This is a genomic window from Streptomyces sp. NPDC003042 (assembly GCF_053591315.1).
In genome coordinates, this window is the sequence record NZ_JBSFTP010000015.1 from 75,204 (window position 1) to 92,925 (window position 17,722).

14 protein-coding genes, 1 tRNA gene and 1 pseudogene are annotated in these 17,722 nt (G+C 74.1%); 8 read left to right on the forward strand and 8 right to left on the reverse strand.

The window, feature by feature from the left end:
- Positions 1 to 13 precede the first annotated feature (13 nt).
- The gene (gene treZ, locus ACWDYJ_RS11445; protein ID WP_451565279.1) at positions 14 to 1,765 is read left to right on the forward strand and encodes a malto-oligosyltrehalose trehalohydrolase; all 1,752 of its coding nucleotides are present in this window, start codon (positions 14 to 16) and stop codon (positions 1,763 to 1,765) included.
- Between the two features lie 17 nt (positions 1,766 to 1,782).
- On the opposite strand, the gene ACWDYJ_RS11450 is transcribed toward treZ, so the two are convergent.
- Positions 1,783 to 2,943, reverse strand: a complete 1,161-nt coding sequence (locus ACWDYJ_RS11450; RefSeq protein WP_451565280.1) for an aminopeptidase P family protein — start codon at positions 2,941 to 2,943, stop codon at positions 1,783 to 1,785.
- Positions 2,933 to 3,783, reverse strand: a pseudogene (locus ACWDYJ_RS11455) (LysR family transcriptional regulator). The gene ACWDYJ_RS11450 and the pseudogene ACWDYJ_RS11455 overlap by 11 nt, the downstream one beginning before the upstream one ends.
- A 93-nt stretch (positions 3,784 to 3,876) precedes the next feature.
- Between ACWDYJ_RS11455 and ACWDYJ_RS11460 the strand changes: the two are divergent.
- Both ACWDYJ_RS11460 and ACWDYJ_RS11465 read left to right on the forward strand, forming a co-directional pair.
- A complete protein-coding gene (locus tag ACWDYJ_RS11460) occupies positions 3,877 to 4,626 on the forward strand; it encodes a CTP synthase C-terminal region-related (seleno)protein (protein WP_451565281.1) in 750 nt (249 codons plus the stop codon).
- 74 nt (positions 4,627 to 4,700) lie between these two features.
- Positions 4,701 to 4,773: transfer RNA gene (locus ACWDYJ_RS11465), tRNA-His, on the forward strand.
- Positions 4,774 to 4,851: 78 nt separating this feature from the next.
- Here the strand turns inward: ACWDYJ_RS11465 and ACWDYJ_RS11470 are convergent.
- Together ACWDYJ_RS11470 and ACWDYJ_RS11475 are read right to left on the reverse strand one after the other, a co-directional pair.
- Entirely contained in the window at positions 4,852 to 5,607 is a 756-nt protein-coding gene (locus tag ACWDYJ_RS11470; protein ID WP_451565282.1) for an alpha/beta fold hydrolase, read from the reverse strand.
- Positions 5,608 to 5,796: 189 nt separating this feature from the next.
- Entirely contained in the window at positions 5,797 to 7,860 is a 2,064-nt protein-coding gene (locus tag ACWDYJ_RS11475; RefSeq protein ID WP_451565283.1) for a phosphocholine-specific phospholipase C, read from the reverse strand.
- 645 nt (positions 7,861 to 8,505) lie between these two features.
- On the opposite strand from ACWDYJ_RS11475, the gene ACWDYJ_RS11480 reads away from it, so the two are divergent.
- Genes ACWDYJ_RS11480 through ACWDYJ_RS11500 form a run of 5 tightly spaced genes read left to right on the forward strand, consistent with a single transcriptional unit; the run spans position 8,506 to position 13,913 of the window.
- On the forward strand, positions 8,506 to 9,528 hold the full coding sequence (locus tag ACWDYJ_RS11480) for a 3-oxoacyl-ACP synthase III family protein (RefSeq protein ID WP_451565284.1): 1,023 nt from the start codon (positions 8,506 to 8,508) through the stop codon (positions 9,526 to 9,528).
- Entirely contained in the window at positions 9,525 to 10,274 is a 750-nt protein-coding gene (locus ACWDYJ_RS11485; RefSeq protein ID WP_451565285.1) for a glycosyltransferase family A protein, read from the forward strand. The genes ACWDYJ_RS11480 and ACWDYJ_RS11485 overlap by 4 nt, the downstream gene beginning before the upstream one ends.
- On the forward strand, positions 10,274 to 11,806 hold the full coding sequence (locus ACWDYJ_RS11490; protein ID WP_451565286.1) for a class I adenylate-forming enzyme family protein: 1,533 nt from the start codon (positions 10,274 to 10,276) through the stop codon (positions 11,804 to 11,806). The genes ACWDYJ_RS11485 and ACWDYJ_RS11490 overlap by 1 nt, the downstream gene beginning before the upstream one ends.
- On the forward strand, positions 11,803 to 12,972 hold the full coding sequence (locus tag ACWDYJ_RS11495; protein ID WP_451565287.1) for a cytochrome P450: 1,170 nt from the start codon (positions 11,803 to 11,805) through the stop codon (positions 12,970 to 12,972). The genes ACWDYJ_RS11490 and ACWDYJ_RS11495 overlap by 4 nt, the downstream gene beginning before the upstream one ends.
- A complete protein-coding gene (locus ACWDYJ_RS11500) occupies positions 12,969 to 13,913 on the forward strand; it encodes an NAD-dependent epimerase/dehydratase family protein (RefSeq protein WP_451565288.1) in 945 nt (314 codons plus the stop codon). Before ACWDYJ_RS11495 ends, ACWDYJ_RS11500 begins: the two co-directional genes overlap by 4 nt.
- On the opposite strand, the gene ACWDYJ_RS11505 is transcribed toward ACWDYJ_RS11500, so the two are convergent.
- From ACWDYJ_RS11505 to ACWDYJ_RS11520, 4 genes are read right to left on the reverse strand one after another with little or no spacing between them, the layout of a single operon-like run.
- The gene (locus ACWDYJ_RS11505) at positions 13,867 to 14,472 is read right to left on the reverse strand and encodes a GTP-binding protein (protein WP_451565289.1); all 606 of its coding nucleotides are present in this window, start codon (positions 14,470 to 14,472) and stop codon (positions 13,867 to 13,869) included. The genes ACWDYJ_RS11500 and ACWDYJ_RS11505 overlap by 47 nt on opposite strands.
- Positions 14,459 to 14,827: a DUF742 domain-containing protein gene (locus tag ACWDYJ_RS11510; RefSeq protein ID WP_451565290.1), complete on the reverse strand. Its 369-nt coding sequence runs from the start codon at positions 14,825 to 14,827 to the stop codon at positions 14,459 to 14,461. The genes ACWDYJ_RS11505 and ACWDYJ_RS11510 overlap by 14 nt, the downstream gene beginning before the upstream one ends.
- Positions 14,827 to 15,240, reverse strand: coding sequence for a roadblock/LC7 domain-containing protein (locus ACWDYJ_RS11515; protein WP_451565291.1), 414 nt, complete (start codon positions 15,238 to 15,240; stop codon positions 14,827 to 14,829). The genes ACWDYJ_RS11510 and ACWDYJ_RS11515 overlap by 1 nt, the downstream gene beginning before the upstream one ends.
- Entirely contained in the window at positions 15,237 to 17,480 is a 2,244-nt protein-coding gene (locus ACWDYJ_RS11520; protein ID WP_451565292.1) for a sensor histidine kinase, read from the reverse strand. Before ACWDYJ_RS11520 ends, ACWDYJ_RS11515 begins: the two co-directional genes overlap by 4 nt.
- Positions 17,481 to 17,722 lie beyond the last annotated feature (242 nt).

Here is a 17,722-nt window from a genome sequence, read left to right on the forward strand (position 1 = left end):
GAGGGGACCGTCCGTGCAGTTCGAGGTGTGGGCACCGCTGACAGGTCAAGTTGCAATGCGACTGAACGACGCCACCTATGACATGGCACCCGATCCGGGACCGGACCGTGACGGCTGGTGGGTCGTCGAGGCCCCGGCCGCCGACGGTGACCGCTACGGGTTCCTGCTCGGCGACGATCCGGCCGTACATCCGGACCCGCGAGGGCGGCGGCTGCCGGACGGACCGGACGGCCTCTCGGCGGTCGTCGACCTCGAGGCCCTCACCCCCCGCGAACCCCCGCCCCGCACGCCGCTCCAGGACGCGGTCCTGTACGAGCTGCACATCGGCACCTTCACCCCCGAGGGCACCTTCGACGCGGCCGCCGCCCGCCTCGGGCACCTCACCGCGCTCGGTGTCACGCACGTCGAGCTGATGCCGGTCTGCCCGTTCCCCGGCCGGCACGGCTGGGGGTACGACGGGGTCGCGCCGTGGGCGGTCCACGAGCCCTACGGCGGCCCCGCCGGACTGGCCCGGTTCGTGGACGCGGCGCACACCGCCGGCCTGGGCGTGGTGCTGGACGTGGTCCACAACCACCTGGGCCCCTCCGGCAACCACCTGCCCGCCTTCGGCCCGTACTTCACCGACACCCACCACACCCCGTGGGGCTCGGCGGTGAACCTGGACGCGCCCGGATCCGACGAGGTCCGCGCGTACCTCATCGGCAGCGCGCTGGCCTGGCTGCGGGACTACCGGATCGACGGGCTGCGGCTCGACGCCGTGCACGCGCTGGCCGACGGGCGGGCGCTGACCTTCGTGGAGGAACTGGCGGCGGCCGTGGACCAGCTGGCGTCGGAAGCCGCGCGGCCGCTGTTCCTCATCGCCGAGTCCGACCAGTGCGACCCACGCCTGACCACGGCGCGGTCCTGCGGAGGCCTCGGCGTGCACGCCCAGTGGAACGACGACTTCCACCACACCCTGCACTGCGCGCTCACCGGTGAGTCCCAGGGGTACTACGCCGACTTCGCCGAGGCCCCGCTCGCCGGCCTCGCCAAGACCCTGACCCGGGCCTTCTTCCACGACGGCACCCGGTCCTCCTTCCGGGGCCGAACCCACGGCCGCCCGGTGGACCGCCGCCGCACGCCCGCGCACCGTTTCGTCGGCTACACCCAGACCCACGACCAGATCGGCAACCGGGCGCTGGGCGACCGGCTCTCGGCCTCCCTCTCCCCCGGGCTGCTGGCCTGCGCGGCGACGGTGGCGCTGACGGGGCCGTTCGTACCGATGCTGTTCATGGGCGAGGAGTGGGGCGCGGGCACGCCCTGGCAGTACTTCACCGACCACCAGGACCCGCGGCTCGCCGAGGCCGTGCGCACGGGCCGCCGCCGGGAGTTCGCGGCGCACGGCTGGAAGGCCGAGGAGATCCCGGACCCGCAGGACCCCGCCACCCGCGACCGCTCCTGTCTGGACTGGGCCGAGCCCGAGCGGGCCCCGCACGCCCGGCTGCTGGCCTGGTACCGGATGCTGGTCTCGCTGCGCCGCACCCATCCGGACCTGCGCGACCCGGACCTCGCGGCGGTCCGGGTCGCCTACGACGAGGAGCGCCGCTGGCTGACCTTCCGGCGGGGCGACGTACGCGTGGCGGTGAACCTGGCCCCCGAGCCGGTGACGATCGCGCTGGGCCGCAACGGGGTACGGGTCCTGGCCGCCTGGGATCTCGTCCACCATCCCGGCGCGGACGGACGGATCCACCTGCCGGGCGAGTCGGCGGTCGTCCTGGGTCCGTGACCGCTCCGGGCCCGTGCCTATTCCACGATCGCCAGCTCACGGGGGGCGTTGTTCAGGCGGCGCCCGCCGTTCTCGGTCACCGTCACGATGTCCTCGATCCGCACGCCGAAGCGGCCGGGCAGGTAAATGCCGGGCTCGACGGAGAAGCACATGCCGGGGACGAGGGGCTGCTCCTCGCCCTCGACCATGTACGGCGGCTCGTGCGTGGTGACGCCGATGCCGTGGCCGGTGCGGTGGATGAAGCGCTCGCCGTAGCCGAACTCGGTGATCACCGCGCGGGCCGCCCGGTCCACCTCCTGGCAGGCGACGCCGGGCCGGACCGCCGCCACCCCGGCCTGCTGGGCCTCGCGGACGATGTCATGGACGCGCTGTTCCTCCGCGGTGGGCTCGCCGACGTGGACGGTGCGGGAGATGTCGGATCCGTAGCCGTGCTTGAGGCCGCCGAAGTCAAGGACGACCATGTCACCGTGCACGATCACACGTGAACCTGCTTCGTGGTGTGGGTTGGCCCCGTTGGGACCGGAGCCGACCACCGTGAAGTCCACCTGGGCGTGGCCGTGCACGCGCAGCAGCCCGGCCAGGTCGGCGGCCACGTCGCTCTCCCGGCGGCCCGCGAAGGGGACGTGCAGGATCTGCGCGTACGCGGCGTCCGCGGCGGCTCCGGCGGCGGCGAGCCGGGCCAGTTCCCGCTCGTCCTTGACCGCGCGGAGCATGGGCAGGGCGTCGGTGAGCGGAGCATAGGTGGTGGCGGGCAACTCCCGCTGGAGGCCGAGCAGATGCAGCGCCCAGGTGTTGTCGCTGACCCCGAAGCGGCCGCTCACGTCCAGGAGCGGCGCGGTGACGCCGTACGGGTTCCTGCCGTCGGTCCAGTCGCGCAGCGTCAGCGCGCCCGCGCCGGGGGCCTTCGCCGCGTCGGGCGCCTCCAGCGCCGGGACGACGAGCACCGGCTCCTGCCCGGCGGCGAGCACGAGCAGGGTCAGCCGCTCGGTCTCGGCGGTGGGGCGGTAGCCGGTGAGGTGTACGAGGTCGGGTCCGGGGGAGATCAGCAGCCCGGCCAGTCCCGCGTCGGCGGCGCTCCGCGCGGCGGCGGCCATCCGGGCGGCGTAGTCGGCGGTCGTGAAGGGAGTGGGGGCGGGCGGCCCGGCGGGGTCGGTGAGCATTGCGGCGTCATATGTCATGGGGGGATCCTGCCGCGAGCCGGGCGGCAAGCGCAGCGGCCGCGCCGGTCGGGGCGCCGGGCGAGAGGAGTTCCGTACGGTGCACCAGGCGCGGCACGGACAGCGGTACGGCGACCCCCGCGCCGGCGGCCTCCGCGACGCGGCGCGGCAGCAGCGCGAGGCCGTGCCCGGCCGCGGCCAGGGCGCAGAGGGCGAGCAGGTCGGTGCCCTCGTAACGCACGGAGCCGCGGGCGGCGGTCAGCGGCAGCCCCACCCCGGGGGCGTCGAGCCAGCGAGCGTCGGCCAGATCGTCCAGCCGGACGCCGGCCCGCCCGGCGAAGGGGTGCCCGGCGGGCAGCAGCACGGCCAGCTCCTCCTCACCGATCCCGGTCACGGTGAGCGGGGCCACGTCCGGCAGCCGCAGGGGGTCGCTGGGCGCGGCCAGGCCGTCGACGAGCCCGAGGTCGCAGCCGCCGGTGGCGACGGCGGCGGGCACCTCGGCCGGGGGCAGCACGCGCAGGGTGACCCCGGTGGCCGGCAGGGCGGCGAGGAGCCGGGGCCCGACGGCGAGCGGGGACGCGGCGAGCGTCACCCGGCCGGGCGGCGCGGCGGCGAGCCGCAGTACGTCGGCGCGCGCCGCGTCGAGCCGGAGCAGCAGCGGCCCGGCATGCTCCAGCAGCCGCACCCCGGCCGGGGTCGGCGCGACGGGCCGGCGGATGAGCAGCTCGGCCCGTAGATCGCCCTCCAGCGCGGCGATCTGCTGCGAGACGGCGGACTGGGTGTACCCGAGCTCGCGGGCGGCGGCCGAGAAGGAGGCGAGCCGGCCACGGCGACGAAGGTGCGCAGGAGGTGCGGGTCCATGGCCCCAGCATGACAGCGGCATCAGCACCGCTTATGGGGGGTGCAGGAACAATCGTTGGCGCTGAAGCCGTGCGCGGTCGCAGGATGATCCGCATGACAACCGCCTCCGTCGCACGGATCGCCCTGGTCGGCGACCGCTCCCCCCACGTGACCTCCCACCACCGGGTCCCGCTCCTCCTCGACGCGCTCGCCTCGCGCGACGGCCTGGTCCTCGACGCCTGCTGGATCCCCACGGGCGACGCCGAGGCCGAGGCCGCCGCGGGGACCCTGTCCCGCTTCGACGGGGTCTGGGTGCTGCCGGGCAGTCCGTACGCCAGCGAGGCCGGGGCACTGGCCGCGATCCGGGTGGCCCGGGAGGAGGGCATCCCCTTCCTCGGCACCTGCGGCGGCTTCCAGCACACCCTGCTGGAGTACGCCCGCTCCGTGTGCGGGCTGAGCGCCGTCGCGCACGCCGAGAACGACCCCGAAGCGCCGGACCGGCTGATCGAACCGCTGGCCTGTTCGCTGGTCGGGCACGAGGGGCTCGTACGGGCCGAGCCCGGCTCGCTCGCCGAGTCGGCGCTCGGCGCCGAGCGGAGCATGGAGCGCTACCACTGCGATTACGGGCCCACGCCCCGCCACCTGCCCGCGCTCGCCGCGCACGGGCTGCGGCTGTCGGGACACGACGAGGACGGGCAGGTGCGCATCGCGGAGCTGCCCGGCCACCCCTTCTTCCTCGCGACGCTCTTCCAGCCGGAGCTCGCCGGGGACGGGACCCGGCCGCACCCCGTCGTGCGGGCCTTCGCGTCGGCGGCGGTCGCGCACGCCGCCGGCGCCGTGGCCGGCCCCCGGTCCGCCGGATAAGGCGTCGCGGGACCACCCCTCTGATCGGCTATGCTGTGCTTGCACATCGAACGGGTGGTCCGCCGCCCTTCGTGGTGGGTGTAGCTCAGTTGGTAGAGCACCTGGTTGTGGTCCAGGTGGCCGCGGGTTCAAGTCCCGTCACTCACCCTGATGACCCTGTGGGGGTACGAGGTTTCCTCGTACCCCCACAGGCGTTTCCCCGCACGACCGCGGTCTAGCCGCGGTCTAGCCGCGCAGGAAGGCCTCCACCTCGGTGGCGAAGGCCACGGGGGTCTCGTGCGGCGGGTAGTGGCCGGCGCCCGGAACCGTGACGATGCGGCAGTTCGGATACCAGAGCGACCAGGTGGCGCGCATCACCTCGGCGGTGAGGGCGAGGTCGTACTCCCCGACGAGGACCAGGACCGGGACGGTGTTGCCCTTCACCGCCGAGGACAGGTCCAGGGGCTGCCAGCTCGCCAGGTAGGCGGCGAAGGCCTCGGGGCGGCAGACGGCGAGGGAGTGCGCGACCATGCGGTCCAGCCAGTGGCGGCTGACGCGGTTGCCGGTGACCAGGTCGAGGATGATCCGGCGCTTGTCCGGGTCCTCGGCGGCGCCGTAGAAGAGCGCGTGGGTCGCGTCGTCCATCGCGTAGGGCGCGGCCGGGACCGGGGTGAGCCCGATCAGCTTCTCGATCCGCTCGGGGGCGCGGACCAGGACCTGCTGGGCGGCCTTGCCGCCCATGGAGTGACCGAGGAGGGAGAAGGTGTCCCAGCCGAGCTGGTCGGCGAGTTCCAGCACGTCGTCGGCGATCTCGGGGAGGCTGTAGCGGCCGGCCACGTCCCGGCGCTCGCCGTAGCCCCGATAGTCGAGGAAGGCGTACGAGAACTCCTCGGGGTCCAGGCAGTCCAGGACCGAACCCCAGTTGGCGGAGGTTCCGAACCAGTCGTGCAGCACGATGACGCGGACGGGTCCGGTGCCGATCCTGCGGTGGGCGATGGCCATGCGTTCTCCCTTGGGTGGCGGGGCGGAAGGAAACCGACGCCGTACGTCCTGCCCACCACGCCCACCGTCACACCGCCGCCCGAGGCGCGGACCTCGGCCATGACTCGGCCATGACTCGGGCCCGCGAGGTCAGCGCGAGCGTTGACCTCGCGGGCCGTGGAGGGGGCGGTTCGCCCGTACGGGATCGCGTCAGGCGGTCCTGATCGCCGGGTCGGAGATGCCCGGGGCGCCGGTTTCGACGTGGCCCGCGAAGCGGCGCAGGAAGGTGGCGTCCGCGTCGGAGACGACCTTGACGTCGTACCAGCGGCCGGTGGCGCGCAGGTCGACCGTGTGGGAGACCGTCGCGCCGGGCAGCACCTTGAAGGTCTGGGCGGCGCCGCCGCCGTAGGCGTTGGTGACCGTGAGGTTCACCGCGGCCGTGCCCGCGTTGGACAGGGTGAGCGCGAGGTTGCCCGTGGCGTCCACGTGGCGGGCCGTGACCTCGGGGCCGGCCTTCTTCGCCGGGCCCTTCCAGGTGCGCAGGAAGCCGTTGGGACCCCAGACGGTGAGGTTGATCTGGTTGCCGGTGGAGCCGCTGGTGCTCCAGGTGTCCGAGAGGGTCTTGCCCGCCTCGACGGTGTAGGGCCAGGGGCCGTCCGTACGGTTGCCCGAGGTGCTGTGGAAGTGGGCGCCGAGGGCGGGACCACTGGCGAAGGTCAGTGTGAACCGGCCGGTGGAGACGATGGCCCTGCCGTCCACGTACGGGCTGTAGCCGAGGGCGCGCGTCGGCTTGGAGCCCGCCTCCTGCGCGGGCAGGGCGCCGGTCGCGGGCGGGGTCGGGACGTAGTCCGGGTGGCGGTTCTTGTCCGCCGGGACGTATCCGGCCGTGGAGGGGAGGGCGGCGGGCGCGGCGTCCGCCCGGGCGAAGTCGAAGGCGGAGGTGAGGTCGCCGCAGACGGCGCGGCGCCACGGGGAGATGTTGGGCTCGTGCACGCCGAAGCGCTGCTCCATGAACCGGACGAGCGAGGTGTGGTCGAAGGTCTCGGAGCAGACGTAGCCGCCCTTGCTCCAGGGCGAGACCACGATCATCGGGACGCGCGGGCCGAGCCCGTAGACGCCGGCCGCGTAACCGCCGCCGCCCTTGTAGAGGTCGCCGGTCACGTCCGCCGTGGACAGGCCCCACGAGGAGGACGCCGGCGGGTACGGCGGGACCACGTGGTCGAAGAAGCCGTCGTTCTCGTCGTAGGTGATGAAGAGGGCGGTCTTCGCCCACACCGCCGGGTTCGAGGTCAGCGCGTCCAGGACCTGGGAGATGTACCAGGCGCCGAAGTTCGACGGCCAGTTGGAGTGCTCGCTGAACGCCTCCGGGGCGGTGATCCAGGAGATCTGGGGCAGTGTGCCGCCCGCCACGTCGGCGCGCAGGCGGTCGAAGTAGCCGTCGCCCGCCTTGACGTTGGTGCCGGTACGGGCCTTCTCGTACAGGGGGCTGCCCGGGGTGGCGTTGCGGAAGGAGTTGAAGTACAGCAGCGAGTTGTCGCCGTAGTTGCCGCGGAAGGCGTCGTTGATCCAGCCCCAGTGGCCGGCGGCGTTCAGGCCGTCGCCGGTGTCCTGGTAGATCTTCCAGGAGACCCCGGCGGACTCCAGGCGCTCGGGGTAGGTCCTCCAGCCGTAACCGGCTTCCTGGTTGCCGAGGACCGGGCCGCCGCCGGTGCCGTCGTTGCCCGTGTAGCCCGACCACATGTAGTAGCGGTTGGGGTCAGTGGCACCGATGAAACTGCAATGGTACGCATCACACACCGTGAAGGCGTCGGCGAGCGCGTAGTGGAACGGGATGTCGTTCCGGTTCAGGTAGGCCATGGTGTTGGCCGTCTTGGCGGGGATCCACTTGTCGTACTTGCCGTTGTTGTACGCCTGGTGGCCGCCGGCCCAGTCGTGGTCGAGGCCTTCGAGGTACTGCATGCCCAGGTCATCGGCCTGCGGGTGGAAGGGGAGGATGTCCTTCGTCCCGTTGGACTGGTGGAAGACGGACTTGCCGTTGTCCTGGAGGACCGGCCGCGGGTCGCCGAAGCCCCGTACGCCCTTCATCGCCCCGAAGTAATGATCGAAGGAACGATTCTCCTGCATCAGGACGACGATGTGCTCGATGTCCTGGATCGTTCCGGTGCTGCCCTGCGCCGAGATGGCGGCGGCCCGAGCGATGCTTTCGTTGAGCATCGCGAGGGCGGCGGTGCCGCCGGCGATCTGCAGGAACCTGCGGCGGTTGAGTTCTGTCATGGCGTGACGACCTCTGCGGGGTGAGGGGGAGTCGAGGGGCGCCCCAAGGACAGCGGTCCCGGGGTACCTCACGGAGATCCCTGTCTGACGTCGCGACGTACAGCGGGCGAACGGCAGTTCCCTGCGGACCCGTCCGGCGTACCGTCCGGCCGGGCGCCCGCTCCGCTGAGGGCACGGTACGGGGACCCGGCCGCGCACAACAGACCTTGCACTCGGGCCACTTGAGCGAACACCGGTATCCCGGCCACCTGGTCGGGGGCGGGCGGCCAGGCCGACCGCCGGCGCGGCGGCGCGGCGGCGAGCGTGGCGCGGCGGCGAGCGTGGCGAGCGTGGCGCGGTCGCTCGGGAACGACCGGTCCCCCGGCTCCGGGCACCGCGCGACCACCTCGTCCCCGGGCCCAGGGCCTCGCGGCGGAGCCCGCTCCACGCCGTCCACATCGGCGCTGACTCGAGGACCACCGGGGCGCCCTCGGCCGGCCCCGGCCTTCTCCCGTGTCGCTCGTTCCATGGAGTCGCACGTAGCAGGGGGAACGGGCGCGCACCCGAGCCGAAGGACAACCTCGGGGCCCTGTACTCAGCGGCCGGGTGCGGGATCTGAGCATCCGTACTCAGGACCGGGCGGAAGCGGCTTGTCATCGTGAGGGCATGCCCATTCAGCCATGTGATCCGCAGCCGCGCGCCGGGATAACCGCCGTCGGCAGCCTGTTGCCCGAGGAAGTCCTGTCCTCCGACAGCCTCCAGCGGGAGGTGACCCGGCGCAGCGGTCTCGCGCTGCCGCCGAGGATGCTGACGCGGGCCACCGGGATCGTCTCCCGCCGGGTCGCGCCCGAGGGGGTGTACGCCTCCACGCTCGCCGTGGGCGCGGCGCGCCGGGCGCTGGCCGCCGCCGGACTCACTCCGCTCGACGTGGACCTGCTGCTCTTCGCCTCCGCGTCCCGGGACATGGTCGAGCCCGCCACCGCGCACATCGTGCAGGCGGAACTCGGCTCCCGGGCCCACGCCTTGGACGTCACCAACGCCTGCAACAGCTTCGTCAACGGCATCGACCTGGCCCGGTCCATGATCCTCGCCGGGCGGGCACGCCGGGCGCTCGTGGTGACCGGGGAGACCCCGAGCCGGGCGGTGCGGACCTCGCCGGCGGACTTCGCCGAACTGCGCGGCGGCTTCGCCGGCTACACCTTCGGCGACGCGGGCGCGGCCGTCCTCGTGGAGGCGGTGGAACGCGGCGGGATCGTGGACGTGGACACCGAGACGCATTCCGAGCACTGGGAGGTCGGGGGCATCCCGGGCGGCGGGTCGCGGCACCCGCGCGGGGACGCGTACACGTACTTCCGCGGTGACGGGCACGAGCTGCGCGGGGTCTTCGAGAAGGTGGGCACCGCGGTCATCGACCGGACGCTGCACCGGACGGGGATGGACTGGGGCGGCTTCGCCAAGGTGCTGGTGCACCAGGTGACGGTGCCGTACCTGGAGCGGTTCGCGGAGCTGACCGGGGTGCCGGCCGGGAAGCTGGTGGTCACCGTGCCCGAGCTGGGCAACGTGGCCAGCGCGAGCATCGGGGTGCAGCTGGACCGGGTGTACGACGAACTGGCGGCCGGGGACCGGGTGCTGTTCGTGGGCCTCGGCGGCGGGATCAGCATCATGACGATGGTCTGGGAGAAGTCATGAACCGGGGCGGGAAGTTGTGGGTGGTGGTGCCCGCGCACGACGAGGAGGCGCGGCTGGCCGGGACGCTGCGGGCGCTGGCCGCCCAGCGCGACCGGGACTTCACGCTGCTGGTCGTCGACAACGCCTCGGGGGACCGTACGGGCGCCCTCGCGCGGGAGTTCGCGGCGGGCGCGCCGTTCCCGGTGGAGGTGATCGAGGAGCCGGAGAAGGGGGTCGGCTCGGCGGTGGACACCGGTTTCCGTTACGCGATCGCGCGGGGTGCGACGCTGCTGGCGCGCACGGACGCGGACTGCCTGCCCCGGCCCGGTTGGACGGGCGCGGCGCGCGGGGCGCTGCTGGGCAGCCCCGGGCTGGTGTGCGGGCGGATCGTGGCGCGGCGCGACGAGCACGGCCCGCTGGGCCGGGCCGTCTTCGCGGGCCTGGTCGCGCTCGCCGCGCTCTTCGGGAGGCTGCGGCCCGAGCACGCGCGGCGCCACGGCTACCGGGCCCCGTACCGGATGCACGCGGGGAACAACATGGCCATCACCGCCGAGCTGTACCTGGCCGTGGGCGGGATGCCCCGGCGCCCCTCGCCGACGGACCGGCTCTTCCTGAACGCCGTACGCCGCCACACCGACAGCATCACGCGCTGCCGGACCATGGTCGTGGAGAACTCGACTCGCAGGCTGAAGGCCTACGGCATCACCGGCACCGCCCGCTGGTACCTCGACCAGGGCAGCGGCGCGCGCGGAACGGACCCGCGCTGATGCTCGACCGACTCGATCACGCCCTGCGCGCCCGGCCCGAGCGGCCCGCCGTGCTGTCCACGACCCGCTCGGGCGCGACCAGGGTGCGCGCCACTCGCGGTGAACTCGCCGATCTGGCCGACGCGTTCGCCGCGGGCCTGCACGCGCGGGGGCTGCGGCCCGGAGACACGGTGGGGGTCGCGGTGCGGCCGGGGCCGCGGGCGCTCGCCGTACTGCTGGCGCTGTGGCGGCTCGGGCTGCGCGGGGCCGTCCTGGATCCCGGGGCGGGCGCCGAGGTGCTGCGGGCCCGGCTCGCGCTGGCCCGGCCCGCGCTGGTGCTGGCCGACGCGGCCGCGCAGGCCGTCGCCGGGTGGGCCCGGCCGCTGGCCCGGCGGGCCCGGCTGGAGCTGCCCGAACTAGCCGGACTGGGACCGGTGGCCACCGTGGGACCCCGGCTGCCGGGGTGCGCGCCCGCACTGGATCTGACGGCTACACGCCTGGGTGTCACAGTGCACGGTGACATGTCAGACGACGGTGACGCCGTGATCGTGTTCACCTCCGGGACCACCTCGCGGCCCCGCGCCGTCGTGCACACCCGGGGCGGGCTGACCGCCGGAATGGAGACGGTGTCCTCGCTCTTCACAGTGTCCTCGCCGGTCGATGGCCGCCCCGACGAGCCGGTGCTCGGCGGCACCTTCTTCGTGCTCGTCCCCTCGCTGACGCGCGGCGCGCCGGTCGCCCTGCCGTCCCGCTCCCCCAGGGTGCTGGCCCGCCAGCTCCGCCGGCTGCGGCCCCAGGACACCTATCTGACCCCGCCCCAGCTGCGCGACGCGCTCCGCGCGGGCGCCCGCTTCGCGGGCCGGGTGTGGACGGGCTCGGCCCCCGCGAGCGCCGGGCTGCTGACCCGGGTGCGGGAGGCGGGCGCGGACCAGGCATGGGGGGTGTACGCGCTGACCGAGCTGTTCCCCGCCGCCGCCGTGGAATCCCGGGACAAGGCCGCGTTCGACGGCGCGGGAGACCTCGTCGGCGCCCCGCTGCCCGGTGTGCGCGCCGCGACGGACGCGGCGGGGCAGCTGCTGCTGTCCGGTCCGGCCGCCCGGGACCGCTATCTCGGGGAGGAACCCGACCCGTGGGTGCGTACGGGGGACCGGGCGCGGCTGGACCGGGCGGGCCGGATCGTCCTCGAAGGACGCTGCAAGGACATGGTGCTGCGGCGGGCGGAGAACATCTACCCGGGCCTGTACGAGCCCGGCCTCCAGGTGCCGGGGGTGGAGCTGGGCGTGCTCGTCGGGGTCCCGGCGGGCGACGGGGACGAGCGCCTCGTGGCCGTCGTCCAGCCACAGCGCGGTGTGGGTGAGGCCGCCCTGCGCGCCGCGCTGTCGGGACCGCTGCGGCGGATGGGCACGGCCCGGCCGGACGCGCTGCTGTTCGCGGACATCCCGCTGTCGGGCCGCTCCCGCAAACCGGACCGGGCGGCGACGTCCGCGCTGGCGGCCCGGCGGCTGCGGCCCGCCTCCCCGTACGTGATCACAGGCAAGGAGACATCGGGATGACCATCGCGTCCCACGCCAAGGCCCGCAGCCGGGACCGCCGGGTCTACCTGCGCAGCCACCCCCTGCTGTTCGGGCTGCTCGCCGCCACGCGCGGACGCCCCGTACGCCGGCTCGGCACCACGCTGCTGGTGCACGACGCGGCGGCGTACCGCGAGGCGCTGACCCGGCTGCCGCTGGACCGTACGGCGGCCGGCACCACCGGCGCCGCGGCGCGGGCCGCGCTGCCGGGCGCCGGGGGTGTGCTGTTCGACCAGGAGGGCAGCGGGCACCGCGCGGACCGGCGCGCCCTGGCCGAGAGCCTCGGCGCGGCGGGGGTGGAGCGGTTGCGCTCGGGATGGCAGCCGCTGCTCGTACGGCGGCTCGCGCCGCTGGCCCGGGGCGCGGAGGTGGACCTCGTGGCGCTGGCCCGGGAGCTGGCCGGGTCGGTGGTCTGCGCCCTGCTGCCGGGCGCCGCCGGAGCGTTGGAGATCGCGGACGCCGCCGCCGAGGCGGCCGCCGCCTCGGTACGCGGCCACCTGCCGGGCCCGCGCCGCCCCGGGGCGCGGGCCGCCGCCGCGCGCGGCGCGGAACGGCTGCGGCGGCTGCTGGGCGCCACCCACCGCGCCGACTCCGCCCACTCCGCCGAACCCGGCGAGTCCAGCCACTGCGCCGACTCCGACGAGGCGCTGCGCGCGATGGTGGCGGTGGCCACGGTGAACACCACCGTGGCGGCGCTCCCCCGGGCCGTGGCCTGGTGCGCGGACGCCGGGCTGTGGGACCAGGCCGCCGACCCGGAGCTGCGGCCCCGGCTGGCGCGGGAGCTGCTGCGGGTCACCGCGGCCTCGCCCGTCCTGCCCCGGGTGGCGGCGGCCGCCGGCACGGTCGGCGGCTGCCCGGTGCGCGGCGGTGACCGGTTGCTGCTGGTGGCCCGGCATGCCGCCGACGCGCACCGGCGTGATCCGGACGCCCGGGATCCGGTCGCGCCGGGCGTGGCGGGTCTGGTGTTCGGGGCGGGGCCGCACACCTGCCCCGGGGCGCGGCTGGCCGGCGTCCAACTGGCCGACGTACTGGGGGCGCTGGCCCCGTACCGGCCGGTGGTGACGCGCGCCCGGGTGGACCGGCGGGCCGCGCTGCCGGGGTGGCGCTCGCTGACGGTGCGGGCGGCGGCGGGGAGGGCGGGCGCGTGAGCGTACGTATCGCGGTGACGGGGGCGAGCGGCTTCTGCGGCGGGCAGGTGGCTCGGGCGGCCGCCGCGAGCGGGGCCTCGGTGGTGTGCCTGGGCCGCAGGCCGGGCCCGGTGGGGGAACACCGCTCGTGGGACGCGGCCCGCGAGGAACCGGACCTGGCGGGCGCGGACTTCGTCGTGCACTGCGCGGCGGCCGTGGGCGACCCGGTCCCGGGCTCGGGGGCGGAGGCCGAGATGCGCGCGGTCAACGTGGACGGCACCGCACGGCTGCTGCGGGCGGCGGCGGGCCGGCCGGTGGTGTGGATGAGCAGTGCCAGCGTCTACGACCCGCGCCTGGACCGGGACCCCGTCGGTGAGGACCACCCGCGCGCGGGCCATCTGAACGCCTACGGCCGCACCAAGGCGGCGGGCGAGGCCCTCGCCCTGGCCGCGGGCGCGGTGGTGTTGCGGCCCCGGGCGGTCTACGGCCCGGGCGACACCCAGCTGTTGCCCCGGCTGCTGTCCCGCGTCCGGGCCGGGACGGTGCTGCTCCCGGGGCCGGACGTGCGCCTCAGCCTCACGGCGGTGGAGAACCTCGCCGACGCCGCTCTCGCCGCGGCGGGCTGGGTCCCGGGCGCGTACAACGTGGCGGACGCGGAGCCGTACGGCCGCGACGCGGCCGTCGGCGCGGTGCTCCGGGCCCACGGGGTGCGGGCCCGGATCCGGCATCTGCCGCTCGCGGTCGCCCGTACGGCTGCCCGCGCGGCCGAGGCCCTCGCGCGCCGCACCGGCGCCGAGCCGGCCCTCAGCCGGTACGCCCTGGACCAGCTGGCCCACCCGGTGGTGCTGGACCTGAGCCGGGCGCGGGCCCAGGGCTGGGCCCCGCGCCGGACTCTGACGGACCACCTGGACTCGGTCAGGCGCGTACGCTCGCGGCCGCCGGGGCCTCCGCCTTCACGATGAGCACGTCGAGGAGCGCGAGCAGGGAGGCGCTCACGTCCGCGCGGGAGCGGGCGTCGAGCATGAGGACGGGCGTGTTCGGGTCGCGCAGGTGCAGCGCGGCTCCGATCTCCTCGGCGGTGTAGGGCTGTTCGCCGTGGAAGCAGTTCGCTCCGACGACGAACGGCAGTCCCCGGCTCTCGAAGAAGTCGACGGCCGGGAAGCTGCGGTCGAGGCGTCGCGTGTCGACCAGCACGATGGCCCCGAGGGCCCCGTTCAGCAGGTCGTCCCACATGAACCAGAAGCGCTCCTGGCCGGGCGTACCGAACAGGTAGAGGACGACTCCGGCGTCGGTGAGGGTGATCCGGCCGAAGTCCATCGCCACGGTGGTGACGGTTTTGGACTCGATGCCGTCCAGGTCGTCGACGCCGACCCCGGCGGCCGTGAGCCGCTCCTCCGTGCGCAACGGCTCGATCTCGGAGATCGTCTCGACCAGGGTCGTCTTGCCGACTCCGAATCCCCCGGCGATCAGGATCTTGACGGGTGCCGCTTCCTGGCGGACGGGGATGTCATATCCGGGCAAGGTTGTCCCTGATTCTCATGAGCAGGTGGACATTGGTGGTCGCGGCCCCCTCCAGGGGCGGCCGGTGGTGGATCAGGCCGCGGTCCGCGAGTTCCCCGAGGAGCAGCGTCATCGGGGTGAGGCGGATGTGCATCCGCGCCGCTATCTCGGCGACCGCCCGGCCGCCCGGGGCCGCGCACATGGCCAGGATGGCCTGCCACTCGCTGGGCAGGCCGCCATGGGCCTCCTCGGAGACCGCCGCCGTGATGGTGGTGTCCATGGTGAGGACGGTGTGCGGCACGGCGGTACGGCCGTCGGTCAAGGCGTACAGCCGCGTCCGTCGGCGTCTTACGGGCTGCGGCTCGTCTTCCGGCATTACGACGTCGGCGCCTGGGCGCGCTCAGGCGTGCTCAGCCACTCGCCGAGCGCCTGGGCCGTCCGTACGGCCTCGCCGCCCAGTTCCCCGAGCCGTGCCTTGCGGGAGGTCACCACGATGAGCGTGCTGCCCTCCCCGCACCCGACGATGCAGAGGTACCGGTCGTCCATCTCGACCAGCTGGCGGATGACCCGTCCACCGTCGACCTCCCTCGATATCGCCTTCATCGTGGCGGCGATGCCGGAGGCCGCGGCGGCCATGCGCTCCGCCTGGGGCTCGTCCAGCAGGTAGGCGCTGAGCTTGATGCCGTCGTTGGACAGGAGCACGGCACCCTGGATGCCGGCGATTCTGCTCAGGTTGTTGTCCAGAACGCTGTAGATCACGCTGTTGGATGCCGCGGTGTTGTTCGTCATGGCCGATCCTGTCGGAGCTCTGCTTCCACTGACTGTGTCCCATGTTCATAGTCCGCCCAGGCGTCGGCCACCTCTTCGGGGGTCGAATCGTCCTGGACGACGTCTGGTTGCGGTGTGCTCGGCGCACGGAGCGGTTCGGCGATGTGGGTCTGCGGGACACGCTCGGGCAGGGCCGGGCGCGCGCCCCCGTCCCGCTCCCGCGTCTCGGGGATCCGCCGGTTCGGCAGCGAGGAGCCCGTGTGCAGGACCAGCTCGGGCTTGCGTTCCGCGGCCTCGGTCCTGGCCTCGGCCTCGGCCTCGACCAGGCTGCCGGTCACGGGTGCGGCGGGCCGGACCGGCTCGCGCGGTGTCTCCGGTTCGCTGCTCACCAGCAGCTCCTGGGGAATGATCACCACGGCCGACGTCCCTCCGTAGACGGAGCGGCGCAGCGTGACCGTGGCCTGGAGCTGGTCGGCGAGGTGGCCGACGACGAAGAGGCCGAGGCGGTGCGCGTTCTGCGCCAGGACGGAGTACGGCGGGGCGGAGTGCAGGCGCCCGTTCATCTCCTCGTAGCTCGCGGGGGTCACGCGCGGTCCGCGGTCCTCGATCTCGACCGACAGCCCGTCCGCCACCAGCTCGGCGCGGATGACCACCTTCGACCTCGGCGGGGAGAACCGGGTGGCGTTGTCGAGCAGCTCCGCCAGCAGGTGGCTGATCTGGCTGATCACGCGCGGTTCCACGCTCGCCTCGTCCAGGGCCTGCCGCTCGATGCGCCGGAAGTCCTCGACTTCCGCGGCGGCTTCGCGCAGCAGGTCGGCGACGCGCATGGGGTCGGTGTGCGGGTCGGGGACCTCGCCGCCCGAGAGGATGAGCAGGTTCTCGATCTGTCGCCGCATCCCCACCGTCAACTGGTCGGCTCGCATCAGCTGGGCGAGCAGTGCTTCGTCGTGCCCGAAGGCGTCCTGGAGGTCCTCGGTGAGGCTGAGCTGGCGGCTGACCAGGTTTCCGGTGCGCGAGGCGATGCCCGAGGCGAACATGCCGAAACCGTGGCGCTCGGCCGCGAGCTGCCGGTGCCCGTCGACGGATACGGCGACGACGCGGGCGAAGGCGTCGCTGATGCGTCCGACCTCGTCCTGGTCGCCGTTCACCCTCGGCAGTGCCCCGGCGTCGAGGGACTGTCCGCGCTGGAGCCGGCTCACCACGTCCGGCAGCACGTCCTCGGCGACCGTCACCGTACGTTCGTGCAGTGCGCGCAGGCGGCGGAGCACCGAGCGCGTGGTGAGCACGACGACGACTACGACGGCCAGCAGGGCGCCGCCGCTTCCAGCGATCAGCCAGGCGACGTCGGTCTCCAGCTGTGCGGCCTTGGCGTCGCCGCGCGCGAGCACACCGCGCGACCGCTCGACGTTGAGCGTGCCCAGCTGCGCCGCGAACTTCTCGTGCGCGGCCCGCCAGCCGCCGACCTCGGGCGGCAGCTTGACGCCCGAGTCGATGTCCTTGTGGTCGGACACGATCGAGTTCTCGATGCGGATCTTCGTCTGCCACTCGGGCGAGGCGACGATCTGCTCGTAGAACTGCTTCTCCGCGGCGGGCAGGTACGGCACGACCCAGGTGTCGTACAGGTACCGGTGGGCTCCGACGGCGCTGATGAACTCGTCGAACCCCGACGAGGTCAGTTCCCTGGACGGCCCGGACAGCGCGATGACGGTGTCCTCGCGCGCCACCATCTCGGACGCCGAGAGCATCGCGACGACCGGCCGGCTCTCCTGGGTGAGTTCGGCGTCTTCCGCGTGGCTGAACTCCTCCTGGTACACGCGGATCACGTCGCCGATCACGCCGGAGTAGTAGCCGACCGCGCCCTCGGCGCTGCCGCTGTGGGCGTCCGCGCGCTCGCGGTTCGCGGCCAGGCCGTCGAGGCGGCGGGTCACGGCCTCGAGGTGGCGGTCGGCCTCCGCGGACCCCGCCGAACCGGCCGCCAGCCGACGGAACTCGGCCGCGGCCAGGTCCGTGGCCGTGCGCCGCTCGCGCAGCTCGTCCTCGGACACGGAGGTACCCGCCCACCGCGCGGCGGTCGTCGCCCGCTCGGCCTGCATCTCGGTCATGAGGGTGTACAGGGGACCACCGAGCCGCTCACCGGCCGCGACGTCGGCCCGCAGGTGGCGCGACTGGGCGAGCAACCGTTCCGCGGTCACCCCTACTTGGGCGGTCATCGCCACGGTGGGGAGCACCGCGAGCCAGATGAGCAGGGTACGCAGGCGCACGGTTCGCCGCCGACGAGTCGTCGACTGCCCTCGTGCGCCTTCGGGTTCTATGGGAGACATCAGTCCTCGGGAGCGGGGAGGAAGGCAGGGAGCTAGGCAGGGAGCAAGGCAGTGCAGGACCAACAGCCGGACCTGGTACGGCCCTGGGGAAGGGCCGGGGGACAACCGGTCGGACTTCGAAAGGGGATGTGGGGTGCCGATCATAACCAGCCACGCGGAAGAAGCGGATAGGTGTCTTCCGT